At 61.9% G+C, this 26,914-nt stretch carries 21 protein-coding genes and 1 pseudogene; 5 read left to right on the top strand and 17 right to left on the bottom strand.

Annotated elements, in window-relative coordinates:
- Positions 1-362: 362 nt before the first annotated feature.
- The 3 genes and pseudogenes from ACFQ50_RS10645 to ACFQ50_RS10635 all read right to left on the bottom strand — a co-directional run bounded on the left by ACFQ50_RS10645 (position 363) and on the right by ACFQ50_RS10635 (position 4,708).
- Positions 363-557, bottom strand: coding sequence for a hypothetical protein (locus ACFQ50_RS10645; protein ID WP_377995497.1), 195 nt, complete (start codon positions 555-557; stop codon positions 363-365).
- A 94-nt stretch (positions 558-651) separates the two neighbouring features.
- Positions 652-1,397, bottom strand: a pseudogene (locus ACFQ50_RS10640) (integrase core domain-containing protein).
- 347 nt (positions 1,398-1,744) lie between these two features.
- Positions 1,745-4,708 carry an RHS repeat domain-containing protein gene (locus ACFQ50_RS10635; protein WP_377995496.1) on the bottom strand — a complete coding sequence of 988 codons (2,964 nt, stop codon included), beginning with the start codon at positions 4,706-4,708 and terminating at the stop codon, positions 1,745-1,747.
- Positions 4,709-5,990: 1,282 nt separating this feature from the next.
- Here ACFQ50_RS10635 and ACFQ50_RS10630 point away from each other — a divergent pair.
- Positions 5,991-8,483, top strand: coding sequence for a hypothetical protein (locus tag ACFQ50_RS10630; RefSeq protein WP_377995495.1), 2,493 nt, complete (start codon positions 5,991-5,993; stop codon positions 8,481-8,483).
- Positions 8,484-8,563: 80 nt separating this feature from the next.
- Here ACFQ50_RS10630 and ACFQ50_RS10625 read toward each other — a convergent pair whose 3' ends face one another.
- A complete protein-coding gene (locus tag ACFQ50_RS10625; protein ID WP_377995494.1) occupies positions 8,564-9,184 on the bottom strand; it encodes a hypothetical protein in 621 nt (206 codons plus the stop codon).
- Positions 9,185-10,075: 891 nt separating this feature from the next.
- Here ACFQ50_RS10625 and ACFQ50_RS10620 point away from each other — a divergent pair.
- Entirely contained in the window at positions 10,076-10,348 is a 273-nt protein-coding gene (locus ACFQ50_RS10620; RefSeq protein WP_377995493.1) for a helix-turn-helix domain-containing protein, read from the top strand.
- 314 nt (positions 10,349-10,662) lie between these two features.
- Entirely contained in the window at positions 10,663-11,787 is a 1,125-nt protein-coding gene (locus tag ACFQ50_RS10615; protein ID WP_377995492.1) for a hypothetical protein, read from the top strand.
- 123 nt (positions 11,788-11,910) lie between these two features.
- Here ACFQ50_RS10615 and ACFQ50_RS10610 read toward each other — a convergent pair whose 3' ends face one another.
- Genes ACFQ50_RS10610 through ACFQ50_RS10565 form a run of 10 tightly spaced genes read right to left on the bottom strand, consistent with a single transcriptional unit; the run spans position 11,911 to position 23,164 of the window.
- Positions 11,911-12,498 (bottom strand): hypothetical protein, encoded by a 588-nt coding sequence (locus tag ACFQ50_RS10610; RefSeq protein WP_377995491.1) that lies wholly within the window; start codon positions 12,496-12,498, stop codon positions 11,911-11,913.
- Positions 12,495-13,580 (bottom strand): peptidoglycan DD-metalloendopeptidase family protein, encoded by a 1,086-nt coding sequence (locus tag ACFQ50_RS10605; protein ID WP_377995490.1) that lies wholly within the window; start codon positions 13,578-13,580, stop codon positions 12,495-12,497. Before ACFQ50_RS10605 ends, ACFQ50_RS10610 begins: the two co-directional genes overlap by 4 nt.
- Positions 13,573-14,343 carry a DUF4913 domain-containing protein gene (locus tag ACFQ50_RS10600; protein WP_377995489.1) on the bottom strand — a complete coding sequence of 257 codons (771 nt, stop codon included), beginning with the start codon at positions 14,341-14,343 and terminating at the stop codon, positions 13,573-13,575. The genes ACFQ50_RS10605 and ACFQ50_RS10600 overlap by 8 nt, the downstream gene beginning before the upstream one ends.
- Positions 14,340-16,178 (bottom strand): type IV secretory system conjugative DNA transfer family protein, encoded by a 1,839-nt coding sequence (locus tag ACFQ50_RS10595; RefSeq protein ID WP_377995488.1) that lies wholly within the window; start codon positions 16,176-16,178, stop codon positions 14,340-14,342. Before ACFQ50_RS10595 ends, ACFQ50_RS10600 begins: the two co-directional genes overlap by 4 nt.
- A gap of 10 nt (positions 16,179-16,188) precedes the next feature.
- On the bottom strand, positions 16,189-17,817 hold the full coding sequence (locus tag ACFQ50_RS10590; protein ID WP_377995487.1) for an ATP/GTP-binding protein: 1,629 nt from the start codon (positions 17,815-17,817) through the stop codon (positions 16,189-16,191).
- Positions 17,817-19,436, bottom strand: coding sequence for an SCO6880 family protein (locus ACFQ50_RS10585; RefSeq protein WP_377995486.1), 1,620 nt, complete (start codon positions 19,434-19,436; stop codon positions 17,817-17,819). Before ACFQ50_RS10585 ends, ACFQ50_RS10590 begins: the two co-directional genes overlap by 1 nt.
- 4 nt (positions 19,437-19,440) lie before the next feature.
- Entirely contained in the window at positions 19,441-20,958 is a 1,518-nt protein-coding gene (locus ACFQ50_RS10580; RefSeq protein WP_377995485.1) for a hypothetical protein, read from the bottom strand.
- A 3-nt stretch (positions 20,959-20,961) separates the two neighbouring features.
- Positions 20,962-21,573, bottom strand: coding sequence for a hypothetical protein (locus ACFQ50_RS10575; RefSeq protein ID WP_377995484.1), 612 nt, complete (start codon positions 21,571-21,573; stop codon positions 20,962-20,964).
- 59 nt (positions 21,574-21,632) lie between these two features.
- Entirely contained in the window at positions 21,633-21,992 is a 360-nt protein-coding gene (locus ACFQ50_RS10570; RefSeq protein ID WP_377995483.1) for a hypothetical protein, read from the bottom strand.
- Positions 21,989-23,164 (bottom strand): MinD/ParA family protein, encoded by a 1,176-nt coding sequence (locus tag ACFQ50_RS10565; protein ID WP_377995482.1) that lies wholly within the window; start codon positions 23,162-23,164, stop codon positions 21,989-21,991. The genes ACFQ50_RS10570 and ACFQ50_RS10565 overlap by 4 nt, the downstream gene beginning before the upstream one ends.
- Before the next feature lie 217 nt (positions 23,165-23,381).
- On the opposite strand from ACFQ50_RS10565, the gene ACFQ50_RS10560 reads away from it, so the two are divergent.
- Positions 23,382-23,717 carry an ArsR/SmtB family transcription factor gene (locus tag ACFQ50_RS10560; protein ID WP_377995481.1) on the top strand — a complete coding sequence of 112 codons (336 nt, stop codon included), beginning with the start codon at positions 23,382-23,384 and terminating at the stop codon, positions 23,715-23,717.
- A gap of 191 nt (positions 23,718-23,908) precedes the next feature.
- Complete coding sequence (locus ACFQ50_RS10555) at positions 23,909-25,057, top strand: alpha/beta hydrolase family protein (RefSeq protein WP_377995480.1); 1,149 nt, start codon at positions 23,909-23,911, stop codon at positions 25,055-25,057.
- Here the strand turns inward: ACFQ50_RS10555 and ACFQ50_RS10550 are convergent.
- From ACFQ50_RS10550 to ACFQ50_RS10540, 3 genes are read right to left on the bottom strand one after another with little or no spacing between them, the layout of a single operon-like run.
- A complete protein-coding gene (locus ACFQ50_RS10550) occupies positions 25,054-25,965 on the bottom strand; it encodes a hypothetical protein (RefSeq protein ID WP_377995479.1) in 912 nt (303 codons plus the stop codon). The two genes, ACFQ50_RS10555 and ACFQ50_RS10550, sit on opposite strands and share 4 nt — an antisense overlap.
- A 6-nt stretch (positions 25,966-25,971) precedes the next feature.
- On the bottom strand, positions 25,972-26,418 hold the full coding sequence (locus ACFQ50_RS10545) for a hypothetical protein (protein ID WP_377995478.1): 447 nt from the start codon (positions 26,416-26,418) through the stop codon (positions 25,972-25,974).
- Entirely contained in the window at positions 26,419-26,865 is a 447-nt protein-coding gene (locus ACFQ50_RS10540; RefSeq protein WP_377995477.1) for a hypothetical protein, read from the bottom strand. It lies immediately after the preceding gene.
- Between the last annotated feature and the right edge of the window lie 49 nt (positions 26,866-26,914).

Below are 26,914 nucleotides of genomic sequence, written 5' to 3'. Positions count from 1 at the left end.
CTATGCATCGTCATCGGACCGCTGACACGATGGCCCAGGAGAAAGTGCTCTTTTAATACCCGGTATTGAGTGGCGCAGGACAGATTTTCCTCCAATGCATGCAGGGGTATGAGGACCCTGAGTGGGTGACGCCTACTTACCTACACCTCAACCTGACGTCAGGTGAGTGGGCCAGGGCCGTCAGAATAGAACCCGATCTTCTTTCTCTGACATGGTCGCGAGAAGCTCTTAGACCTCAATCTGACACCACGGTGGGCGTTGTAATCTGCACCATGTAAGGCAGCGGCCCGCGCGTCTTCTCCGGAAAACGTGCGTGAAGAGCGACGAAGGTAGGACTCGGCGCCCTGCAGCAACATCGCTGGTTAGAGGTTGCTGAAAATTAGCAGCATCGTACAGACGAATGCAACTCCGAAGAACAGGAACGCGCCTATCAAAAACGCCCGATGTTTTGGTTCGTCGAGGTATTCACTCTTTTTGCGTCGAAAAAAGGCTGTCAGCAGGATTGCCATGCCAACGAACAGGCCTGAAGCCAGACTGATGATGTAGACGTCGTTCATGCCCCTAGCCAACCGAATCCTGCACCTTTACCGATCCCCCGACCACAGACAGCCACGACGGCACCCCGATACATCCCCCGGCCAGCTAGCTGTACTAACCCGGTTGGTTGGTGACGCGGCTGGCTGGTGAGGCGCCTTTGAGGGGAGTGTGGGGCCTGCGGTGATTGTAGTAGTCGACGAAGTCCTGGTAACAGGCCTGACGTTCTGCTTCTGAGCCGTAGGCCCTGGCATAGGCCCATTCTTCCTGGAGGATGCGGTTGAAACGCTCTACTTTGCCGTTGGTTTGGGGCCTGTAGGGCCGGGTGCGCTTGTGCGTGATCCCGGACTCGGCCAGGACAGCGGCGAAGGCACGGGAGCGGTAGCAGGAGCCGTTGTCCGTGAGTACCCTCTGGACTTTGACGCCTTGAGCGGCAAACGCGGCGATGGCGTTGCGCATGAACGCGGAGGCGGTCTCCTTGGTTTCGTCGGGCAGGATTTCGGAGTAGACGAACCGGGAATGATCATCCACTGCGTGGTGCGGGAACGTGTAGCCCCGGACCTGGCCGCGGTCCCTGCCCCGGCCTTCGGCCAGGTTCCGGGCCCGGGAGTTGGCTTCGCCGTGTACCCGGCCGTGCACCCGGTGCCCGCCTGCGTTGGGGATCCTGCCGAGTTTCTTGATGTCCACGTGGATCATCTCGCCCGGCCAGGCAGCTCCCGGTAGCGGCCCGACCAGCGCGCGGCAGTCGGGACGGAAACGTGGAATCTTTCCGCGGCCCGCCGCAACGGCCATCCATCAACCACGATGCACCGGGCCAGCTGCAAACGCCCCGAGTGAGCTAAAAACGCGTTACGGTGGGACACGAGGACCTCCTGGTTTGTGTTCGCTCTCGACAAGCACCACACAACACCCGGAGGTCCTCTTATTGCGTCAAATCAATCCCCGTGTCATCAACCTGCCGGGACAATACAGCTAGCTCCTCGACTTCGCTGAGCCCTCTGACTAATGATTGGTTCCGAGGGCCTTCACCTGCTTGTTTTACGCCTAGCGTTCCTCCATACGACTAGGACCATCAGACAACCGAGGACGGTGGTGGATCCACCCGTGAATATGAGGACGAGGTTCTGGCTGTAAAGTCCGATTAGGAATGAGATAAAACCAAGCAGGGTAAAAAGGGCTATCAAGCCGTATTTTTTCAACCACACCATGTTCAACACGCCTCATCTGCTGCAGTACCAGCACCGATGGCGACACTGAAGGCGAATGCTGCTCCCCACCAGCCGATGGCCCCCACGGGTGGGGCCGTTGCTGTTCCCACCGTTGCTCCAATGACGGACACCACGAAAAGTCCGTAGGCGCCGACAAATCCAGCAATAGCTCCGAAACAGCCCCCGGCACTAAGTCCACTGGGGTCAGTTGCGTTGATGGGGTTGCAGCTGACATAGGCGTAGCGGTTGGCTTCTCGTCCTGAGGGATCGGGTTGGTTGAAGCGGCCGATGCCGGGGGCGTAGTAGCGTGCTCCGAATTTGGTGTAGCCGGTGGCGTCGTCTTTGTAGCCGCCGGCGAACCGCCACGGGTTGACTGGGGCTTGAGTGCCGGTTTGGGTGGTGGTGTTGCCCCAGGAGTCGTAGAGGTACGTGGCCGCCTTCGCTTGAGCGGTATCGGTGAGCAGGATTGTGGAGCCGATAGCGTCGGCCGTGTAGTAGAAGCTCGCCCCGCCTGTGCGCATGCTGATCAGGGTACCCTGCGGGTCACGGATAAACGAGGTGGTGGAGCCAGCGTTGGTTTGCTGGGTGATGCCGAGGGATCCGTTCAAGAAGGATGTCGCCCCGGAGGTGAGCCGTTCGGTGTTGCTCGATCCGGCGTAGGTGAAATTGGTCGTGTTGTGGGTTGCGAGCTGGTCGAAGGTGTTCCAAGTGCTGGTGGGTGTGCCGCCCTTGGTTTGGTTGCCGTTGGCGTCGTAGGTGTAGGTGGTCGCACCGACGGGCGGTGCGGCGCATGTGCCGGTTCCTGTGGAGGTCCAGCAGAGTTGGTCGGCCGCGTTGTAGGCGTAGTTGACGGTGGTGGCCCCGGTCTTGATCCTTGAAGTCCGGTTGCCGTTCAGGTCGTAGGTCCAGTTTTCGGTGATCGCACCGGTCACTGCCGACGTCAACCGCCGTACGGCGTCATAGCCGTAGGTAGTGACCTCGCCGGTGTCGGTGGTCATGGTCTTCCTCAGAGCTCCTTCGCGAAGCGTGGTGGAATGGGCAGTGTAGGTGTAGGCCCGACTGGCCAGGACGGCTGCGGAGGTATTGGTTGCGGTGATGGACTTGATCCGTCCCGCATTGTCGAAAACGGTGGCGTTCTTCACCCCGTTCGGATACTGCGTAGCGATGCGCCGGTCGTTGTTGTCGTAGGTGAAGCCGGTGCATCCGGTGCTGTTCGGAAAGACCAGTGTGGCCGGGCAGGAGCCTCCGGGTTCAGCCAGGGCGGTGAGCCGACTGGCATCGTCATAGCGGTAGCCCACCGTTCCGGTCGGGTCGGTGAAACTAGTGACGTTGGAATTGTGGTCGAAGGCCAACGTGGTCGTGACGCCGCCGATGGTCTTGGACGTCGGGCGGTTCTGTTCGTCGTAGACGTTGGTGGTGGTGCCGGAACCATCAACCCTGGTGACCAGGTTTCCGTTGTCATCGTAGGTGTTGGTCACGCAGGTAGCGGGAACGCAGGTCGCGCCGATGCGGGTCTGCAGCAGCCGGTCGTTCCCGTCGTAGACGTAGGTCGCGGTCTGGTTCCTTCCGTCCTTCCTGGTTGCGATCCGGCCGGCGGCATCGAAGGTGTTGGTGATGACCCCGAGCGGGGCTGGCCGCGTGATGGTGGCAGGGTTGTACGTGGCGTCGTAGGTAATGGACGTGGTGTTGCCCTTGCCGTCAAAGGTCTTGCAGAGTTGACCGCGCAGGGCCCCGCACGTCGTGGCCGCGGCGTCCCCCTGGTACCGGTTGACCAGGGTGCCCGACCCGGCAGCCCCTCCCGGTGTGATGGTCTGGTACGGCCTGTTCAGGACGCTGTCGTAGGTGTAGCTGGTGACGTTCCCTTCACTGTCGCTGGAGGATGTTGGCTGGAATTCCAGATACGTCTCCGCTGAGGTGGAGGCAGGGTAGGTGTAGGCGACCTGTTTGCCCGGGCCGGTCCCGCCGATCGGGGAGGTGATGTTTGCCAGCGTGTTGTTCGGATTGAATGTCGCCGTCGTGGTTTGGTTCAGGGCATCTACTTGGGTGAGCTGGTCATCGTGGGTGTTGAAGGTCTTGCCGGTGACGTGGCCGAGCGGGTCAGTAATCGAGGTGATCTGCCGGGAGGCGTTGAACTTGTACGTTGTCACCCGGTTATCGGTGTCGGTCAGGGTCGACGTCGTGGCGTCTACGGCCGCGAGGGTGTGGACGGTCGGATCAGTCGTGTTGGCGGCGTACCGGATCTTGGACGCTTTGCCGTTGGCGTACGTCAGTTCGGTTGTGTTGCCGCGCCCGTCGGTGATCTGATCGACCAGCCCGGAGGAGTAATCGAACCCGGTGTGTTCGCCTGCAGCGTCGGTGAGGTCCTGCATACGGCCGTTGCTGTCGTAATCGATGCTGATGACCCGGTTTAGGGTCTGGTCGGTGATCTTGGATGGCTGGCCGGTGTTGTCCGCGTCGTTGTATTCGAAGAGAACCTGCCGTCCGTTGGCCAGCGTGATGGTTTCCAGCCGGCCGTCGGTGTCGTAGGCGTAGGCCATCCGGTTGGCGGTCGCGCTGTACCGGTCGCTGGCAAACGCCAGCCGGTAAACGCCGCCAACGTTCTCGTAGAAGTTGTTGTACCCGTTGTCGTTGAACCGCAAGGTCACGGCCGTGGGGCTCAAAGCCGTGACGGTGGCATTCACACCGGGCGGGGAGGTCCAGCCGCCGCCGGATTTCGGCACGAACTTGTACGTTCCCCCATCAGGGGCCGTGTAAGTGACCGAGTTGTCCGCCCCGACGGTCACCGCAGATTCGCTGGTGCCTTCCGAGAGGGTCGGTCGGTCATCGTTGATGCTGTTGTACCGCCAGGACAAATCAATGCCCCGGTCGTTACCGGCCAGATGCAGCAGCTTCCCCGTAACCAGGACGTTCCCGGTGGTCGGGTTCCACGCCAGCTTCATCCTGTCCGTCAGGTCGCGGCCGACCATTCCGGCAGCCTTCCTTGACCCCGAGAGGATTCCGTTTGGCCCCGTAGCGGGCGGATTGTCATCATCCAGCGGCAAGCTCTGCGCCACCGCAAGGTTCATCGGTTCCGCTACTGCCGGCGCCAGCGTCGTCGGCAAAACAGCCGCGGCTTGCGCGAATGTTGGTGTTTGGGCCCGCGCCGGAACAGACACCCCGGTTAAAACCACGGCGGATAAAACGAGACATGACAAAAGAGATCGTTGTGCAGCCATGCTGCGCCCCCATTTCTATACGCTCCCCAGCGAGCGACTTCGTGCTCCCCCTTGAGCACAGCAGAAGCATGAGTGGCAGCGTTCACGCAAATCAATACCCAGCAACCATTTATTTTTTACTCCGAGGCGGAAAACATAGTGGCCGAGCCAGCCGGGGCAGTAGTCACATGACAAAAAAGCATGCTGATGATTGCGGATGTTTGCCGGCAGTTGTTTGTCTGGTTTTGCTGTGCTGAATGACCTGATAACTGCACATATTCGAGGGTGTGAAAAAGGTCGGTTGCGCCGTCCGGAGTAAACGAAAGAACACGCTTTTGATCGGGACGAGGGATGCTGTTCGGCTAGGTGAGACAAAGGCGTGACAAGCGAGTCATGCCCGCGACAATTTCGTAAGCCTCGTCGTCCAGGGCTTTCCCGCTTTCGCCACACAAGCGGGATTTGAGGCCCGTTGCCGGCCGCTTATCCTCCCTAAGCCTGATGCCAAATCTTGGAAAAGGCTGGGGCCGGCAATCCCTTGCGGTGCCACGACTTGCATGACCCGTCGATGGCGCTCATGTCTTGCAAAGGCGGGGAAAACGCAGGTTATCCGCATTTTCTCCGCAGGATCTTGAACGGAGGACTAACGTTTTTCCAGTAAACACTCAGTAAGCTGTGCTATTTAGGGCAATTTCCATTCCATGGATTATCTTTCTCCTTAGCTCAGTTGGCTTGGATTCTTCATCCGAGAACTGCAGTCAGGCAGTGGGTTTGCTGCCGTTTTGGTCTTGTGATTGTGGTTCAGACGCACCTGGGGGTGCGTCAGGGGGGATTTTTCATGCACTCTTTTGTTCTGACCGCCATCGGGCGGTGGCGTCTACGTTTTTCTGACGGCGGAATAGCTGGCTTGATGTCCTTGGTAATCGTCATGGTCATGCTGGCGGCACTGATACCACCTCTTTTCTCGGCTACCCCCGCACGCGCAGCGACCGTAGGCACAGCAGGGTTATTCGTTCCTACGCAGGGACGGCTGGTCGATTCCAGAACGGGGACGGGCGTGTCAAAGGAACCGCTGGCTCCCTATACGCCGCGGACGGTTCAGGCCACTGGTGCAGCCGGGATCCCGGCCGAAGGGGTGTCGGCCGTGCTGGTCACGATGACCGCGGTGGCCCCGACAGCGGCCGGACAGATGTCAGCTGGCCCTGCCGATGGCGCGATGACCGGCGTGATGCGCTATGACGCCAGCCCTTATACCTCGAACAGTGCGATCGTGATGATGTCCGACGTCGGACAGATTCAGATTCAGGCCACCACGACGGCCAATGTCATGGTGGACGTGCAGGGTTACTACACTGCCGGCAATGGGGTGACTGCTGCGGGTGGATACTCGCCAGTCAAACAAACCCGAACGGTGGACACCGTCAATGGTGTTGGACTGCCCAAGGCAAAACTAACCGGCGGCAGCACTTCTACCATTCAGGTCACCGGCACAGCCAGCGTTCCTGCTGGCGCGAAGGCCGCATTCGTAAACTTCCAAGTCAACAACGCCAACACCACTGCAGGCTATTTCAATCCATACGCCACAAGCGCGACCTCCCGGCCAGGAACGTCCCTGAATTTCGACGGAAGCCCATTCACGTCCATCGGTGCGATCGTCCCACTGGCCGCAGACGGCACGATCAAGGTGTACCTGTCAACCGGCAATACGATCGACTTGCTGATGGACGTAGAAGGCTACTTCACGCCTGGCGGTAGCAGCTCCGATGCAGGGGTATTCACTCCGGCCGTGGCGAAGATCTATGACACACGCGCCACGGGCCACGTGGCACCAGGCGCTACAGTGACGATCCCTGTCGGGGGAACAAACGATATACCATCGGCCGACAACGGACTCTCGGCCATCGTGGCGAACTTGATTGTGATCGATAGTGGCACTGCCGGCGGCTACGCCCGTGCCTATGCATCCGGCACAACCGAACCGACCAACGTCGCCACGCTAACCTTCAACAAGGGAACGGCAGGTGCTCTTACCACTAACTTGGCCACCATCCCGGTGGGCTCGGACAACGCAATCAAGATCCACAACGTCTCAACCGACACCGTGGACTACATCCTTGACCTCAACGGCTGGTACACCAAAATGCCCACCGTTGCGTTTTCCTGCCCCACCCCGTTCGTCGGCGCAAGTTGGACGGAAGGAACGACACCGACGATGGTCGATTGCACCTTGGCGGCCACGAACCCCTACGGCTCGCCACTGAGCGTTTCCGTTGCCTATGACGGCACCTCCTACGGTCTTTACTCGGTGCCGGCTAGATCCTCCATTAGCCCCGCAATTGCGGTCCCGGCGCACACCGGTGAACATGTCATCAGCGCTGAAACAACAACACCTATCGGGGAACAGGTCATGACCACCTACGAGTTCGCCGTTGGTAACTGGTCAACATCCCGCTGGGGCACCTCCCTGGCTAACGGGTCCACCACGGATTTTCCGCCGACTCTCGACTACGCCCCCTACTATGGTTCGTTCCCCGACGACGGCACCCTGGTCTTTGCCCTGACGACCAATCCAGACGGGCAATCAAACCCGATCCAAACCTCCAACGGGACCACAAGAGACATGCCGGTAGCAGATGGACTGCTCGCACCTGGCACCACCTACTACTGGACGGCGACAGCCACCGGCCGGGTCGAGGGCAGACAAGACCTCATAACACGCACCAGCAATGTCTACAGCTTCACAACCTCCGCAAAATACACCAGCGAAGACCAACCAGCGCCCTCCACAAACTGCGAGGACACCGCGAGCGACCTTGCTTCACAGGAATCAATCCAAGACGCGGTCGCTGAAGACGCAGATCGATCCATCGGATTTACCTGCGTGGCTGACCTGGTCACGGTTGCCGTAGCTGATGACTCAGGGGACTCTGTCGCCGAGGTGGTTCAGGAAGGCCCGACCGAAGAGCCGATCGACCTTACCGGCTTGGATGCACAGGATCGGGCAGCACTGCTCCCGCAAGTTGAATTGACTAATACCGAGATCGTCGCGGAATCACCCACCACCCAAGCAGGTGAAATGCAACCACTCAGCACGACGATCAACTCCCAATACCGAGCTTCCTCCAATGACACCCTCTGGTGGGGCCAAATGACGACAGCAAAGGTGGTCATCTGGAAGTCATCAATCAAGCTCAATACCTGGATTTCCCTGCAAAAAACGCGCCACTCCTTCAACGTTTTCTACACGTCGATGAACAAGCGGCAAATCTCGGTGACCATTCCGCTGCGGATGCGTGAAAGCATCCCCCTCTGGTGGGACAGGGATGTGGACACCCTAGTGTTCAGACCGTTCTCGTTTGGAACATCCTTCACTCAGACACAGTTCCCTGAGACAGACGGGCCTGGAAAGTTCTTCGCTGAAATGTACAACATGTCCATCAATGACCGCAGCGCCGGGCGGGTCTTCAAGGTCGCCGGGACCATCAAGCTCCCCCGCTTCCAGTGTTACATCACCGCCCCATGTAAATACCCCTACGGCAGGGAGGCATAGCTGATTCGGCTTTGCCAGGACGAGAAGAAGCGTCGGGGTGAACATCCAACTGTGGATGACACCCCGACGCTTTTTTGGAACTATTGCCAGGGACTCTTGATGTCCTGAAGCGTCGTCCGCTCCCACGGCTCCGTGAACTCCGTCGCAATACCCCATTCGAGGTCGATGGTTGCCTGGCCAAAAAATTCCGCATTTTCTTTGTGCTGGAAGCGCAGATGCGCATCCCCTCCGGACACTTCAGCGTCAATGACCCTCCAACTGTCCATCTGCTCACCCCAAATGGGGAGGGAAAGGGGGAAAAACAGGCGCAATCGCGGTGGTATCCAATCGTCACGCTCTCTGGGCAATGTCTCAACGACTCCGTCGCTGTGGCTGATGGTCCACCCGCTTTCCGGGTGAAAGGCGGACGCGCTATGTTCGTCAGTCAGGGACCAGAGCCGATCGCCCAAACTAACACGCGCCGTTGCCACACTTCGAAGGACTCCGCTGCGGGTGGTCACCACGGTCGCCATCAAGGCAGGACCGATGCGAGCATCACGAACGGCGGAAATAATCGCAAGCATCGCTCCAAAAGAATTCTGGTCGTTCATGGCATCCTCAATGACAGTGGGCACCCGCTTGTGCTCTCCTGAACAGACTAACGGGCTCAGGACCACGCATTGGCTAGACTTCACGCTCAGTGTGGAGCCGGCAAAAATCACTATCACAGGCTTCTCTTCGCCCGAGTCCCGACTTCTAAGTCAACACTTGCAGCCGAACCCTGCCACTGCCGGTCACAGAAGCAGCAAATCGCCGGGCATTCTCCTTCAGGCACAGTCGGCAGTCTTCCGGGTGAATAGCGAACGCGTATGGCTTGGAGACCTGAGAGAATATCTTTCCTTGCTAAACGTTCCGGTGGCCTGATCGCCATGGCCATCTGGGGCTACGTGCTGTGGTGGAAGCGCCGTCCCGTCCGCGGCAGCGCCTGGGCCTTTGCGCAGCCCGCACCCCATAGCGTTCCTCTGCGCACATCGGGCCGTGATCATGGTCACGATCACCATAGGAATGTTCCTGCCGCGGCTCGCCTAGAGCCCGCTCGGCTTCATCCTTCTGGACGCAGCTATGGGCGCAGCCAACAGCCAGCCGCGCACTGTCGGGACGAGGCCGGCAGACCCGGCAGAACCAATACTCGGAGGATAACCTGCGGCTGTGGCGCCGGGGTTCCCGACGATTTGTCACTATCCGGAACCCTTGGCGCCGCGCATCGCAGTCTCGCCGGGAGCCTCGACGGCAGACACTGGACCGTCCTAAACCGGGGACTGTGTCTCAAAACCCCTGAGTGGCGAGTTCAGGCGGTGAGTGCAACACCCCTGAATCCGCCAGTCGCGAAACGCTAGTGTTCCGAGACAGTCATGCCGAGGGTCTCGGAGCGATTCTTGGGACCGGCATTTCACATCCCTTGGGAATGTCCGCAAAGATCGTATCGGTACCCTCCGACGCGAAAGGGCGAAGATGACCCCGAACAACAGCATTAGGCACTCTGAATCTCTCTCAGTACCGCAAAGTACCAATTTGTGGTCTGAGATGGTTTCATGCGGTGGGACGGACTGAGCGTGGACCCCAAGTACCTTGAAGCTCTCTTCGCCAAGTACCCCGAGCGTCTGACACCTCAGCACCTCGAAGAACTCTTCGGGCTTTCCCGGAACACCGTGTACCGCTGGCTCCAGAGCGGGGTGATTCCTGCTTACCAAGTCGAGAAGACATGGTTGATCTCCAGGGATCAGGTCAAGGACTGGGTCTGGGAAAACCGGAACACCCTCAGGAGGGGCCAGGCGCCGGAGGTGATTGAGGACCAGCCTCAGAGCGACGAGGCCGAGCAGGTGTGAGGGTGCATGCAGATACACAGGAATGGACCTGTGCTGGATGCTGGTGCTGTCCTTGCCTCCGCGGGTGAACATGTCGACTTCGGTGCAGCGTCGTGCAGACAAATTGGACAATGACGCCAGGGGCGTAGTGGTCATCGACATGAGCACCGTGGGTGGCCGGCGGGAGTGCCGAACTTGCCAGAACGAACGCGGCGTCTAGCTCAGGCCGCCGGTGTAGACCCTGACCCCTGACGCCCCGATAGGCTTGAGGCTTCCGATTAGAAAAGGCAGGGCCCGTGGGGGGAATGCATGGTTTCGGCCTGACGGACAGGCCCTTGGCGGAGTTATATCGGACGACGACGGGGCCGGTGGCCTTCATTGATGAGTCTTACCGGGAGCCGCTGCACACGGACGAACGGCCCTTTTATTCGATGTCGGCCGTCATCGTGGGCCGCGACCAGGGTGCGCTGGTGCGTGATGTGCTGATGGACATTCCCGGTAGCCGGTACTGGCACACGACTGAGGCTTACCGCACACCGGCCGGCAAACGGGTCATTAAGGAAATGATCGATTACATTGCAGGGGCTGCTGACTTCAACATCGTCACTGTCCAGACCCAGATCCGCCGGGACGATCCAGGCATGATAACCGCGAGGCATGAATGTCTGGGCGCCCTGACGAAGGAACTGACCCGCGGCTCAGGCGTCAATGCAGTACGGCTCCTGGTGGCGGAGTCCCGGAACGCGAAAGTCCATCCTGGTGGGGACGCCGACGACACCCGCGTGATCAGGCAGCTTAGGTCAGCGGGCAGCATCGACCGTGCTGTGCACGTTCACCACACCTCGCCGGGCAAAGAGCCCCTGCTGTGGGCAGCTGACCTGAGTGTGTGGGCGTTCAGACGGAACTTGGCCGTCGGGGACAAGCAGTGGTTCGAACCCTTGCAGGGAATCTCGACCGTGCTTCACGTGGACGGCGCGGATGTATCCGTTAAACGAAGCAACCCCCATCTGCCGCAGCCAAGTCCGGGGGTCCAGCAGACTGTCTCCCATGAATCCGGTCGTGACCGGGGCAGAGGGCCCGCTGTTGCTTCGCCCTCCAGTGTAGTGTTCGACGGTTCCGAAAGCGAAGCGCTGGGCCGGATACGGCGCATTGCCGCGGCCGCCGGGAAGAACGTTGACCAGGAAGTGACACTGGCTGTGGCCACCAATGAACCGCGTCGGCTGGTGGCGGCGGCCAACGTCTACTTGAGGCAGTCCCGGCAACCGGAGGGGCAGTCGCGCCCGCGCACGGAGGAAGCCATCTCCCGGGCAGCTGAGACGATCATGCAGCCGCAGGGTGCGGGAAAGGTCAAGGCCGCCTTGGAGCAGCTGCGCCGGCAGCGTGCGGCCGAAGCGGAGAAAGTCATGGCCACTGAACCAGCAGAGCAACAGCGAAGCCATCGTCCCGGCTACCGGCGATAACCGGGACGATGGCTTCTATTCCTCCCACAAAGGTGGGAGGGGAACGAAGGGCCGGCAAGAAGGTGGATGGCTTGCCGGCCCTGCGGGTCTCTGGGCAGGGGACAGTCTGAGGTCTCTCGTTCGTCAGGCGGGCAGGTCTTCGGTCACATAGTCGGCAACCGACCATGCACCCTTGGACCGTGTCAGGACCAGGAAGATGTTCCGCTTCCGCTCATCGCCCTTCAGGTGCTTTCCGTCGGCATCGCGCCACGTCCACGTGGCCGTAAAGTTCCGGTACGCGGTGTCGTCGGTGTCGGTGCCTTCATCACCGTCGACCGGTACACCGGGACCGATGGTGGGGGCTGAGAAGGCGCCCAGCGGTCCCAGCTCGAGCCATAACGCCTGGGAAGCGTTGCGCTGCGGCTCCACGGTCCGGGACGCCAGCGCAGGAGTCATCAGCGGGCGGGCACGGACCGCGGCCGCCGTCTCCGTTCGGTCATTGGCCACGTCCCAGCTCGTGACCAGGGTGGAGAACGCAGTCGCGACCTTGTCCGGATTGGCCCGGTCCACCTCGAGCAGCTGCGCCACTGTCGTGTCGAACGGTGCCGGCTTCCGGGTCTCTGTCACGGCCGGGGCCCGGGAAGGCTGTTCGCCTGTCCCTGTCTGCCCGCAGCCGGCCAGTGGCAGCGCGGCCGCCAGGACAGCAGCGGCGAGCATCTTGGTGAACCTCATAGAACGCCCTTGCCTTTCAGGATGGGTGTCGGGTCAATGGGTTTCACTTCACCCAGCTTGGGATCAACTGCCCCCAGTCGTGGATCCTTCGGGGCACCTTGGTACATTTCGAAGTGCAGGTGCCTGCCGGTGACGTTGCCGGTGGCGCCTTCGGTGCCCAGCGGCGTGCCGGCGGAGACCGTGTCGCCTTCCTTCACGCGCAGGGACCCGGCTTCCATGTGCGAGTAGGTGGCGGTGAGCTTGCCGTCCAGGCTCACCCCGGCGACCCACGTGCCGGAGCTGGACTGCAGTTCGTGGGCGATGACGATCTTCATGTCCATCACGGCCACGACGGTGCCGGCGGCTCCGGGGGTGGCGAAATCGATGCCGTAGTGGAAGTTCCCGCCGATGTTCAATGTCCCCGCGGGCGTGGGCCGCGGCCCGTACCCTGAGGTGAAGGTTGAGCCGGGCAGTGGGTGTGACGATTTGCCGGTCAGCGCGCCGATCTCGAACCCGCTGGCCGGACACGAGTCGCCGTATTTTTCCTGGGCGGTGCGCATGATCTTGTCCACGTAATCGCGGGTCTCGGCGAACGCCGGGATCCCCTTGGCCGCCTGAACGGCGCCGGGACCGGCGTTGTAGCCGGCAAGGGCCAGCCGGATAATGTCCTGCCCGGTGTTCTTGGCGACAGGGAGGAGCTGCTTGACGAGGGCGCCCATGTAGCGGCCCTGCGCGGCGATGGCATGGCTCGGGTTCAGCACGTCTCCGCCGTCGCCGTAGGTGACCCAGGTGCCGGGCATGAACTGTGCCAGGCCTGAGGCTCCGACGGGAGATTTGGCGTTGGGGTTCCAGCCGCTTTCGGCTTCCAGCTGCGCGGCTAGCACGGAGGCCGGCACCCCGGCGGTCTTCGCGGCCTTGGCCACGGCTGCGCCCCAGCCGTTGGGGATCTGCTCCTGATTGAAGCTCTTGCCGTTGACACTGGTGCAGGCGGCCTGGGCGGGGGCGGTGCCGCCGCCCACGGAGAGAACGGCCACCAGCAGCAGGCACGACACGATGAGGATGGGAAGCGCCGGAATCAGCAGGAACAGCCCGGCTTTACGCATGGGCAGGTTCCCCTGCAGTGGCCCCAGCTTCAGGGACCGGGGTGCCGCCCGTTTGTCGTTGGACGAACGCTGTGAAGTCCGGGCTGGCGGCGGTGAGTTGAAGGCCGGGGCTGGTGGCGTCGAAGTGTCCCTGGCCTTCCATGCAGTTTTTGAAGGTCATGCGCTGGGACAGGGAGTCCATCGTCGGCCATAGCGCACGGCTGAACCACTCGGTGAGCTCAAAGCCGGGCTTGGTGGACTTGGCCTGGTAGGCGGCCTTGTGTGCCACCATCAGCGCGGTCAGCAGCTCGACGGCGTCAGGGTGGCGGTACCAGCATTCGGGGATCCACCCGGCGGAGTTGGAGGAGTGCCGCAGAATCCTGTTCTGCAGCCAGACCACAAACCCGTCCAGCTCGATCCACAGCTCTTTGCGCTGTTTCGGTTTCAGCCCCTTCCAGAACCACGGCCCGCCGGCCGGATGGCTGGTCAGTTCCTCGTACAGCCCCGCGGCCAGCTCCTCGACGGCCTCCATCCGGTCCAGCAGCTCCGGAATAGCCTCCACCCCGGGCAGCCCAGTCAGTTCCGGCGGCCCGGCCAGTTCGCCCGTTCCGGTGGCCGCTTCCCCGGCGTTGGCCGGGGCCGACAGTGCCGGGGTTGGTGGTGCGTCCTCTGGCGGGAGCCAGGCGTCATCGGGCATCGTGTCTTCCTCGGGAGGCGGCTCCTGGCTCAGTGATGGTTCAGGGCGCAATGATGGTTCGGGGTTCAGTGGTGGTTCGTGGTTCATGATGCGGCCGCCTGTTCCGCTTCGGCGGTGTTCTCGGTCTCGGCGGCTTGGGCGGCGCTTTCGGCGGTGATGCCTTCCTGCTTCAGGCACCAGACACGGGAGGCCCTGAATTTGGCGCTGTCGGGCCGTTCCCACCACGGCACGACATTGACGACCGCTTCGATCTCGCGGTACATCAACAGGACCCTGCCCTGAGGGAGCTTACGGATCTCATCGACGCGCATCTTCTGATCAAGCTGCTTGGACTTGGAGATGTTCACCGAGGGGACACCGTCCTTACCGGTTGAGGATGAGGTGGAGGTGTGCTCCACCCAGTGCCGGCCGATCAGGTCGGAAATCTTGGTCAGGAACTTCACGTCGGAGATGCCCCCGAAAATGGTCTTGGCGGCCGCGGAATCGAAGATCGTTTCCGCTCCTTCCTCACCCCACCGGTTCACCAGCTGCGAGTAGGTCTGGACGAACACGGAGGTGTGAATGCCGTTGCCGCCACCCTCGGACATCAGCGACGGCAGGGACGGCAGCGCGCAGGTGTTGGCGGCCTCGTCAAGGATCACGGACAACGGGACATCCAGTTTTCCCGAGGCCATGGCACCGGACCGGCGGATCGCGGCCTGGACGAGGGATTCCACCAGTGCCGTGACGATCGGGGCGGTGGAGGCGTTCATCGACACACGGGTCAGGCAGTACAAGGTGTTCGCCTCGTCCGTGAAGGTGTTGACGTTGATCCCCGGATCATCCCCGGTGGGGCACAGCATCGACAGGACGTTTTCGTTCTTCATCGGCCCGGTGATCTTGCCCAGGGTGGTCTTGGTGTTGCCGATCGTGTCCGGGTTGTTCTGCCGGCACCACTCATCGAGGTTCCCCGCCCAGGTCTTCACCGTGGGCGACTTTTGCCGGAGGATGTTCGCCGGTTCGTGCTCGGAGAAGTTCTGCGACCAGCGCAGCACGTCCCGCATCGACCCGCCGTCTTTCAGCGCGGCCGCGTGCAGCAGCGCTTCGAGGATCATCACGCACCCGGAGTCGAAGTACCGGTCGGCCGAGGACGGGGCGCCGGTGCGGGGCATGGCGTTCACCATGGCGGAGGCCCGCTCGGAGGCGATCTGTGGGTCCTCGCAGCCGGCGACCATGTCCCAGCGGAGCTTGTCCGGGTACTGGCTGAGCCCGTCGAAGTCGGCGACGTAGACCTTCCCGGCGTCTTTCCGCACACCGACGGTCAGGCGCAGCACGTCGGGCCGGGTGGACGTGGTGATCACCGCGCCGTCAGCGTCGGCGACCATGCCGGCGACCATGTAGGTGGTCTTTCCCCATTTGGGCGGGGCCACCGTGCAGGCGGTGTCTTCGAGGCGGATGGCGATCTCCTGGCCGTCCAGGACGTACACGGCCGGGGCGAGGGAAGAGCCTTCGGCGCCTTCGATGCGTGTCCGGATGCCTTTGGCCGTGCTCATGCCCTTCTCGCCCGTCCTGGCCTTCCGGCGGCGAACACGGGCCGCCTTCAATCCGAACAACGCGCCAATGTAGGCAGCGACGACCAGCACCACGAGGACGGCCCAGACCGTGACCGGCCAGCCCCACTGATCCCCGGGGTGGCCGTTCACCGCCACCGGGGACGCCGTCCCGGCTGTTGCTCCAGAAGAGGGGGCGATCAGCCTGACGATCGAGCCGAGCAGGGCTTTCAGGGTCGCCGGCCAGTCCCGGAACGGCAGACCCGTTGTCCAGACCAGGGCAACGTGCCACAGACCGGCGGCCAGGACCGCCAAGGCAATCAGCTCACGTTCGGTCTGTTTGACCTTCGAGCCGCCCGGGTTGTGCTTTTCTACGGTGATGTTCTCAGTCATGGTCTTCCCCTCAGGCCACGTCCGCGTAGGCGGAGTCGGTTTCGCGCAGTGCCGAATCGGTGTCGGTCATTTTCACTTCCCAGGCGGAGCGGACATGCTCGATCTCCACCTCTGGCACATCGGCACCGGATTTGAGGAGGTGATGGCCGTTGCGCAGGACCATGATGTCCGCGGCGGAGTCCGGGTTGAGGCCGAACGTCTTGACGCACCACTGCGCCGCCTCGGGTTTGTCCTGCCGGAAGATGTGCACCGTCTGTGCCTCTTCGATGACCGCCATGCCCGGGGACCCGGCCGGCACGTCGGTGGCGCCCTTGTGGATGTTGTAGATGTTGGACAGGCCCAGGCCGCGGGAGAGCTTGATGTTCGACCGCTGCTGGACGGCCAAGGGACCTGCGAGGATGTGCCCGGCCTCTTCGTTGATCACGTTGGTGCGGATGCCCCGGTTTTCGGGACGGCGGACCGTGCCCAGCAGCCACAGGTTCGCCAGCCCCATCACCATGGGAATGGCTGGCCCGGTGTCGGGCAGCTGGGAAATATCGAACGAGGTCAGCTTCCGGTTCAGCCGGACGTCGGCCGAGGTTTCGCCGTCGAAGATCGCCCCATAGGTCTCCAGCAGCTCGTTGAAGCAGAACCTCATGGAGATCCCGGACTGGTGCAGTTGTTCAAGCGTGGCCCCGCTCATGCCGTGAAGGCTGGGATCCATGGGGTCGATGAGGCCCAGCAGGTCGTGCAGGTCCGCCGTCGTCGGGGTGCGGGTCCCCTCGAATTTCTTCATCATCGCCCGGTACGCCAGGCGCAGCGCCTTCCGCTCCCACTCATTGGGGCCTTGGCCTTCACGCATGAGCGCCGGGATGGTGTTCAGGTACACGAGCTGGTTATTCAGCCCGTCATCGTTCACCCCGGAAATGGCGGGGTCCAGGATGTTGAAAATAACCCCGGACCCGTCCATGGCGAATTTGATGTGGTCGCCGTTGAACTCCCGGACAATGTGTGAGTACTCGCCCTCGCCCTTTTCGTTCTTCTTGTCAAAGACGACAGCGCGGCGATGCCGCAGGATCAGTGGCCGCATCACGTACACCGTTTTCGTGTAGGCGGACTTCCCCGCCCCGACGTCTCCGACGACCAGGACGTTGGTCGAGGTGATCCGCCGGGGCGTGGAGTTGTAATCCGTGATCGGGTCTTTGCTGATCGCGGTCTGGGACAGAACGTCCCGGCCGGCCGCGACACCTTCAACGCCGGTAGGGGCGGCGATCAGGGCTGTGTTGAGGACCTCGGCCTGACGGGTGGTGGTCGGAGCGCCCTGGAACAAGGGGGCGTAGAACCCGTTCCGGGCCGCCCGTTCCCGGACCCGCAGCCTGGTTCCCTGCTCCGCGTACGGGGGCCACTCCCCCGATTCCAGGGTTTGGGCCGGTGCGATGTGCGGGGCAGCGAACACCCGCAGCAGCGGGATCCGGCGGATCCAGGAATCCTTTGTAAGGGATCCCGTCCCAGCCGGATCCGTCACGGCTGCCTGACCCGCTTCCGGGATCAAAGGAAAATCAGCCTGGGCCGGTGCTGTGGTTTCGGATGCTGTGGTGTCGGGTTCGGTGATGGCGTCTTTGCTGTGTTCGGCGACGCCGGCTTTTTCGATCGTGCCCATCAGGCGACCTTCTCTTCCTTCTCGCCGCGTCCTGCCAGCTGGTCCATCATCTTGGCGCCGAGGGTTGGTGTGGCCGGTTTCGTGCCCCGGTAGATCGGCCACGTGGTCCCGGAGGCGGCGGACTGGTAGGTGTCCAGCCATTCGAGCTTGCCGATGCCGGCGGCGGTTCCGGCCGATTCCTCCAGCCGCCGGGCGGCGTCGGTCAGGCCGGCCTGGGTGCGGGCGGAAATGGTGATGAAGCCAACCCAGTTCACGCCATGCTGGCCGGTGCCGGGCATCAGGTCAGCACCCCGGGCTCGGGCCGACTTCAGGTTCACATCCGTGGCCGGATCGACCAGTTGGCCCTTCTTCTGCTTGGCGATCACGGCGGCCATGTCACGGACGACGTCCTTTGACGCCAGGAGCCGGGCCTGATCGGCCGGGACGGTTTCCAGCTGGAAGCTGAGCGTCCTCGCCCCGGACCCGGCGTTGTGCAGCAGGGCCAGCAGCCAGTACGGGGTCCGCTCCCCCGTTTCCATGTTCTCGGCGCTGATCATCGCCGTCCGGTGACCCCACACCACCTCAGTGCCGGTGATCGGGTTCGTGCCGGTGACCCAGGTGGAGTTCCACTCATCCCGGGACGGCAGACCCATCCGGTCGGCCCGGACCCCGGCCACCATCAAGGGCGGACGGGACGGATTCTGCTGGTGCAGCATCATCGCCACGACCGCCCGTGCGGTCAGCGGCCGCACTTCACCGAGCTTGCCGGCCCGCAGGGACCGGGCCAGGGACGAGATCTCCGCGGCCATCAACAGTCGCCAACCATCCCGCCCCGCACCGTAACGGGCGGCGGTGGCATAGAAATCCGGTGTCAGGGGCCAGCGGCCCACAATCAGGTGCCGCTGCACGAACGTGTCGCGTCCGGTCCTTTCCAGAACCTCCTGATACGACCGCACAGCCGCAGGATTAGCGTCGGCCGCCAGGTGGTCCTGGACCCAGGCCTCGTTCAGCGCCAGGTCCGGCGGCAGCACACGCGTGATGGACTGGATACCGCTGACCAGTTTGGAAGCCGGCGCGAAGCCTGCCAGCAAGGCCCCGAAACCGGCCTGCGCCTGCTCCTGCTTACGCTGCGATTCTGCGCCGCGCAGCTGCCCGGACACCTCGAACGCCACCGACAGATACGGCTGCTCCCCGACCGGGGCGTGCCAGGCAATCCCGGGTTTGCCGGTGCGGGCGTCAAGCCAGCCCATCCCGTCGGCCCCGTCCGGACGCGAGCGGACCGCTGTCATGATCCGCGCCTTCTCGGCACTGCCGGTGGCCATGTCGGCCAACGCGCTGGCCTCGTCCCACGCGGCTGCGGTGTACGGGACGAACCGGTCAGTGCCGGCCTTCTGGCGCGCCTTCCAACGGACCCGCCGCGTCCGCCGCTCCCAGTACGAGCCCCGGTGCGTCGATGCCGTGAGCAGGTAAACGACCACGCCCGAGAGCACGCCGGCCAGCAGCCCGGGCCAGCCGGTGAACATCATCCCGAAGAAGCCGACAGCCAGGCACCCGCCCAAGCCGATCAGCTGCGACTTAGACTTGATACCGCCAAAGAAACTCCGGTGCCCCGATTCCCCGCCAATGAACCGTGTCGCCATCGTCTTATCCCCCGTACCGTTCCGCTTCGTCGTCCATACCGCCGGCCGCGTACTCTCCACCTGCCGCGCCCAGCCGTGCCGCTGCCTCGCCCATATCCTTGGCCTTCTCCGCGGCCGCCATCGTGCCCGCAGCCAAGAGGGTAGGAATACCGATCGCTGCACCAACACCGGTCGAGGATTCGGCGGCACCCGCGGCCGCCATCGCCTCCGCACCGCCGGCCGCCGCACCGCCAGCGCCCGTTGCCGCACCACCGGCACCGGCAACCGAACTACCGGCGCCAGCTTCGGCACCAGCGCCGACACTGGCCTTGGGGCCGCCTCCCATGGGCGCCTTGGGTGCCACCGGGACGCCATCCGGGCTTGCAGCCGCGTCAGCTTGCGAATCGCCGTTCAGCTCGCGGAGTTTTCGGACCAGCGACCCATCTTCCGCAGACGCAGCCCGATCCTGTGAAGCCGAGTCGGAGCCCACGGAACCGGAATCACCACCGGCAGAAGAGTCGCCGCGGTTCATGTCCTTCACGTCCCGCATGTTCTGCGGCCCGTAGTCCTTTTGAGGAGGAGTCAGTGAGGGGCCGTTCTGTCCGCCAGCCCCCGAGGGAATGACCGGGGCGAACTTCATGAGCATCATCGGGGCCAAGCCTGCGATCATCAACGCGATAAACGACGCGATGATGTTCATCAGCGTTCCGAGCCCATCGCTCCACTTCATCCAGGACGCGGACGCGGCAATCATGTTGTACGCAACACCCAGCATGAAAAACAGCAGCGGATGGCAAGCGAGAATGCCAAACCACAACAGAGGGATCTTCCGGCCGAACGAGCCGTGCTTGGCCGACGTGAACCAGACCATGCCCAGCGGCGCCATAACCCCGGAGAAATACAGCGTCACCAGCATCACCGCCAGCATGATCACGACGACGAACAGGCCGATGATCATGCAGACCATCAGCGCGATCCCCACGACCACGCCGCCAGGGAAAGCGGCCGCGTCGGTCTTTAGCATCGAGTCCATCGTTGCCAGCATCCGCTCAGACGATGAAACGATGCCCCACGAAATCAGGCTGTCCGACAATGAACCCAAGGTCTTGACCGCCATCACACCGATCAACGGACCGAACAGCGCACCGCCGAAGAACAGCGCCGTTTTCGTCGTCAGGACCTCTGCGAACTCCTGGCCGGCCAAAGCGCCCCGTGCGACTGCAACGAACTGGAACACCAGCAGGAAACCCCACACCACAATGGACAGGGCGAAACTGATCGCATAGGCCTTGATGAACCAATCCACCGACAGATCCGGCTCTGTGGCCTTGGACAACGCCGGCAGCAGATCCTTCGCCAAGCCCTGAGCGCCAGCTCGGGTGGCAGTAAAGATTGCCCCCAGAGGATCAGCAGCGAAATTCACTGCCCCGCCTACGGCATCCGCCACGGGTTTAGTAGCCCCTATGACTTCGGTGACCCCCTTGACCAGTCCTCCGAGAACGCCGGGATCCGGGCTGTCTTCCGAAGGAACCAGCGTCAGCATGAATCAGCACCCCCCTGAGAACGCGGAACCTTCGGCGAAGAGCTCATCAAGGCTCCGCTCAGATCCATCGCTGCGAACTTTCCACACTCCGGATTCCCACACCATCGTCAGCGTGGAGCCGAACTTACGGTCAGTCGACTTTCCGTTGACAATCTCGGCGCCCCCAACCGTGACCCGAACCATGTCGGGGGTGGCCTCCTCGACCACGTATCGGCCGTCAGCCAGATTCAACGATGCAGACGTCACGCCAGGGTAGCTCTTTGGAGCTGCGCCGTTCGCGGCCAAATCAGCGATCGTTCCGGATGCACCTCTCGCCAGAATGGATTGTGCGACGGTGGCCGCGTCGTTAGCACTGGCCCGAGGATACTGTGCGGTCCAGCGCAGAACGGCGGCGCCGAATCCCACCGCCCCAGTCTGACTGTGCGGGGCATCCTTCTGTGCCTGCAGCAGGCCGTCGGCATCGTTCAGTGCACCTGCCAAGCAGCCGTTGGGTATCGCTGCCGCGTCAGCAGTTGGAGCAGGAGTGTCAGCAGCAGGCTCGCCTGTTCGCGGACTCCCCTGGTACCAGGCGCTCACGCCGCCGACTAGGGCGAGCACGACGACGAGGCCGGTCACGATCCATGCCCAAAGCGGGAGCCCGCGGCGGCCGCCGGCCGCGGGGCTCCGGCGCACCATCAGCCCGCCACCGCGAGGATCGCCCCGGCGATGACTCCAAACCCGGCGAGGCAGCCCAGACCGATACCCGCTCCCACGGCCTTCTTCTTGCCCTCTGCGTGAGCATGTGGGTTGTTCGAGTCGGCCTTCGCCATCGCGGTCAAACCGATGATCAGGTAGACGCCCGCCACGATGATGGCGATACCCCACGCGGCAGCAAAAAGCCTCTGCCACCATTCGGTGAACTTCCCACCCAAGGAGGTGAAATCGGGGATGCCTGGGAAGGGGTTCGCGATCATTGGCACCGGGCCGGCCTGCACGACGGTGGAAGGGTCAACGTGCGCTGAGAGTTCTACGAGTGTGGAAAGAATGACGCTCATCGGTTCCGATCCTTTGCGAAGGCGTTCTGGTTGGTTTGGGCGACGACGCCGGCGGCGATGGCCGTCAATGCCTGACGGGTGGCCGGAGCCAGCTTGCTGAGCGTGAGCGCACCGCGCTCGGCCACGTGGGTGTCGTAGGGGACGGCGTAGATGTGATCTTCGGCGATGCCCTTGTCCATGAATTGCTTCTTCAGGCGGGAGGGTTTGAACTCCGGGCGGCCGTCGGACATCATCACCACAATGGCCGTCCGGGCTAGCCGCGCCGCGTCCCGGCCCTGGTGTTCCAGAAACTCCAGCAGCTCCAGCGCCTCAGACACGGCGTCCTGAGCGAGCATCGTGGGGATCACAAGGACGTCGGACACTTCAACGACAGCGCCGAATGGCCCTGAGCTGTATTGGTTACCCGTATCCATGACGCGGATCGTGAAGTGCTCGTCCACGATTGAGGCCACATCGAGCACGTTCTCGCGGGTCAGCGGTGGCCGCCACTGGGGCGTGGAACCGATCACTGAGGCGAAGCTTGTCTGCGTCACTGTGTAGCCCCGTAATTGGGACTGGGTGCGGACGTTGGAAACGTTCGCGACCAGTTCTCCCATACCCAGTTGGGGATCACCTTCAGCACGGTAGGCGAGCTGGCCCTTGTCGTCCGAGGTTTCAAGGATTGCCACGGACCCGCCACGGATGGCGGCCAGGACGCCGCCCAGGAGAATGGAAAGGGGTGTCTTCCCGGCCGTGCCCTTCTTGTTGGCCACGGCGACCCCGACGGCGCGAGTCCAGGTGGACTGGCGGATCAGATCCTCAAAGCGGCCCTGCGATGCTTTAAGTTCACGCGCATCCAGTTCTTTTGCCGACGGAGCAAACCTGAATAGACCCCTGAAGAGCCGATTCAGGAACCCGTTCAAACCGCTCTTGGCAGGCTCAATCGGCTCTGTGTCCTCATCATCCGCATTCTTTTTGGGAGCCTGGACGGGAGCTGCGGCCCGAACTTCTTCCCGCTCTACAAACGGATCCGCAGGCTCCTCGAAAGCTTTCGTGGCCACGCCTGCCGGCTCAGGCCGTTCGTCCGTTTCTACATACATATCCGAGCGTCGAGCGCCCGGAAAATTCAACTCTGTCATGGAAAGGTCCCACCTTCCTAGTTCCCCAAATCGAACCCTTTTGGGGTCCGGCACCTTACAAACTCCACCGCTGGACATTTTGAGAAAGCCCGCTTTGCTTTGTCATTGCATTCGCATACCGCTGCGTTTTATGTGCGCTGCCAACGGTTTCTTCGTTATGCGCCCCCTCCCCCATAGCGCCTACAATCCGACTGTAGACCAAAGATGATCATTTAGCGATACACTCGCTACCGGAACTCAGGCAATCCAAATAATCGGGCAAGATAGACGCATGCCGCGCCTCATACAGCCCAATCACCCGCAGGAGGTTGAGGCAGCCATCGAAGTTCTCGGGAACCGAGCCCACGCGGCCATCCTGCGTTATCTGCATCAGAAGGGCCCGTGCACCACCGGCGAGATCCTGAAGGGAATCATCCTGGACGGCAACAAGAAGCTGACTCGGCCCAGCCTCCAACATCACCTGGAAGCGCTTGAAGCTGCCGGCGCTGTTAAAGCCGACTCGCCCGCGGGTGAACGGCGCGGCAAACGAGTAAAGTATGAGGCCAATATTGATGCTGTGGAGTTTGAGTTGCTCCCTGCCTACATCGACTACCTCCGGGATAGATGACCACCCGCACCTCATAACAAGCCTGTCAAAGAGCAATACCTCTTGATCCAATAAAGCACGTTACACGCATGCAATGAACATGTGCAACGCTTGTAGTGGTCATGGATTATGCATACTTAGAATCTGCAGGGACGCTACGATGTGTGGGTTCCATTGCTCAGCCTTGACCCGCGCTGGAGGATGAAGAAGTAATGCTGACGACACGGCGCATGCTGATCTGCGTCGGTTTCCTCCTGCCCGCTGCCGGACTATTCGGGTTCGCCGTCGTCATGGCCCGCAAGATCGTCAAGCGGGGCCCAAAGGACTACCGTCGCGCCCAAGTGACAGATGACGGCCGTAGAGTCCGCATCGATTTGGATGACTACACCAAAGCCCCGGGCGACTTTGCGGTCTTCGACCCCGCGACAGAGCAATACACCCGAGTCGGCGAGATCACGCTGATCAATGAGGATCAAAAGTACGTAGAGCGGCGGATTTATCCGCCTGGTTCCGTGCCCGGATCCCTTGGGCCAATCGTGGATTGGACCCCCGACGTGTTCTTCGAACCGTCTGCGGTCGGCCCACGCTATGAAGAGGTACACATCCCCACCGCGTACGGTGCGGCGCCGGCATGGCTATTCGAGGGTAAGAACGCGGACACATGGGTGATCCACATCCATGGCAGCTGGACCGACCGCTCGATCATGTTCCGTGACGTCCACGCCTTCAGCCCCTTGGGATTCACCTCCTTGGTGCCCTCATTCCGCAGCGACGTGGAGGTCAGCACACCACAGGCCGAATCGAGCCACCTTGGGCAGACGGAATGGCGAGACGTGGAAAGCGCTGTGGCCTACGCCGTGGCTCACGGCGCGCAGCGAATCATCCTCTCGGGCTGGTCAATGGGTGGGACGATCGCCCTGCTCACAGCGGAGCACAGCGCCTACCGTGGCCGGATCGCCGGGATCGTTCTGGTAGGACCGGTCACGAGCTGGCGTAAGACCATCACGGCAGGAGCGCAGGCCGCCGGCGTGCCTGCGGTAGGTGCCGGCCTTGTCATGTCCCTGCTGCAGGCTCCCCCGTTCGCGAAGATGCTCGGGCTGGACGAACCGATTAACTTCGATGCCCTTGAATGGGTCGACATACCTAACCGGGTGTCAATCCCGACCTTGGTCCTGCACTCGAGCGCGGATCAGGAGGTTCCCTGGGAAATCTCGGCGGCGTTCCAACGCGCGAACCCCGACACCGTCACCTTGGTTCCTTTACCTGAAGCGCACCACACCCAGGAGTGGAATGTGTCACCTCACACCTTCACCAACGAACTCACGAGTTGGATCAACCAAACGATCCTGACCGAAGGCTAGACCCGCGCGTCCAGCTTGGCCTCGATCTGGCTGATCCTGCCCTGAACAGACTCCGGGAACGGGCACTTGTTCCCCCGCTGGTAGTTGTGAAGAACAATGAGGCTTTTGTAGACCCCGTTTTCGAGCGTTTCATTGAACAGGTCCCAGGCCGGACTAACCCGAGTCTGATCTGCATTTACCCGGATCCTCAACGCAGTAAGCCAAAGCGCATCGATCATCCAGAGCCGTAACTTCGGCAGCTGCTTGGACAGGAAAAGAATCAGCCACCCCGCAGCCGTCACCGAGAGGCCGGCATAGAAAAGACGGTCAAACCAGGCTCCGATCGCCTCTGCGAAGGAATGCCAGGGCGTGAAGTGGAACAGCAGCACATATGCAATGTGGCACGAGACGGCCGCCGCAACCACGAGCAGGCCCGCTGAGAATGTTGCGTACAGACCCCTCGCCTTGTGCCGAAGCATGTAGATGATCCTAAGCACGGTGAATAGCAAAGCGAACATGTACGTGCCGCTGTACACGGTAGTTGCGAGCTGGTCCATTCGGTAATCAATGAAGTCCGCAGAGGTTGGAGCTTTGTCCTCAATGAGGGCGAAGCTGACAATCATGATGGGAATGCTCAGCAACGGAGCGTAGTAAGTCCACCTGACTGGTACGTGCGCTAACCGCCGCACGCTGTCGTTGAAGAAGAAGATCGCGAGCAGCGCGAAGATGGCTTGAAGCAGGTTCGTCACGTTGACGCCACCGAGGTAGCTGTCGATGGACGCCAGCGGCGTAACCGTTCCCAGGACATAAAGCGCCGTCAGGCCGAACATCGATGCCACCCACGATGCCCGGGCTTCCGCCACCTTGACTACCGAAGGGATCCGAAGGAGGCACAGGGCACTCAGCAGCGCAAAGAGCAACTGTTTCATGGTCTATCAGAGGAACGGATCAGGATCGGACGAGCTGCGTGTGCGGGTCTTCTTTGACATCTCGAATGCGAAATCCTCCACCCAGCGCTCTACGGGATGATTCGGAACAGAACAACAGCTCATGCTTTTCGCGCCGGCAGCCGCCTTCAGCATCTCTTCAGAGAAATCCGGCAGAACCAAGGGACCTTGGAAGCTCTCCAGATATATGTGTCCGAGCTCGTGATAGATGCAGTGAAGCTTGTACTGCGTCGAGTCTTGCGGCGGGACAAAGATCTTGAAGTGATCTTCAAAGTCCAATTTGAAGGCAGTCAGAGTTCCCCACGACCCCTCCTGCTCGATCAGCTTGATCGGTTTCTCGCAGATTACGGCTAGACGCTCGAGGACTTCCGTCATTGACGTCGTACCGTCCCCGCATAATTCCCGAACCTTGTCCTGAACCGGTGGGAGAGTCATTTACTTTTCCTCATTCATCGACGCATCGATGATTTCAGTGATTGTCCTCAGCGTTTCAGGCGACATGGCTCCCAGGTTTCTGGCGGCGAAGTTCTTCACCTTGAGCTTTCGCAACTGAACAAGGAAGTCCATCCGGGCCTCTACCTCAGGCGGGGTCTCACTGTTGAGATCGCAGAGATAAGTAGCCGACACGTTAAAAACGAACTCTGCGATGCCCGTCAGGAGTTCTTGATCCGTCACCAGGCTGCCAGTGCCATTGACCAAGTAGGACCAGCGTGTCCGTGACAGGTGGATCCCGTGTGAGGAAAGAGCGCTTTCGACGTGAGGGTACGTGAGGGCAGTGTTGTTATCTGACTCCCAGATATCCACCAGGATGCCCATGCGATCCGCAAGCCGCTCCTTCTTCTGTTGCTGCGTAAGAAACACGCTGCGGCCCCCATTTGCCATCGTTACAGCTCCTTTAGCCAAGCTCGGCCACTTGTGTAGACCGCCACAA

This window comes from Arthrobacter sp. NPDC056493, from assembly GCF_042795115.1.
In the GTDB taxonomy this organism is placed as follows: Bacteria; Actinomycetota; Actinomycetes; order Actinomycetales; family Micrococcaceae; genus Arthrobacter.
Note: the sequence above shows the minus strand (reverse complement) of the source record. Positions and strands in the feature narration are given on the sequence as shown.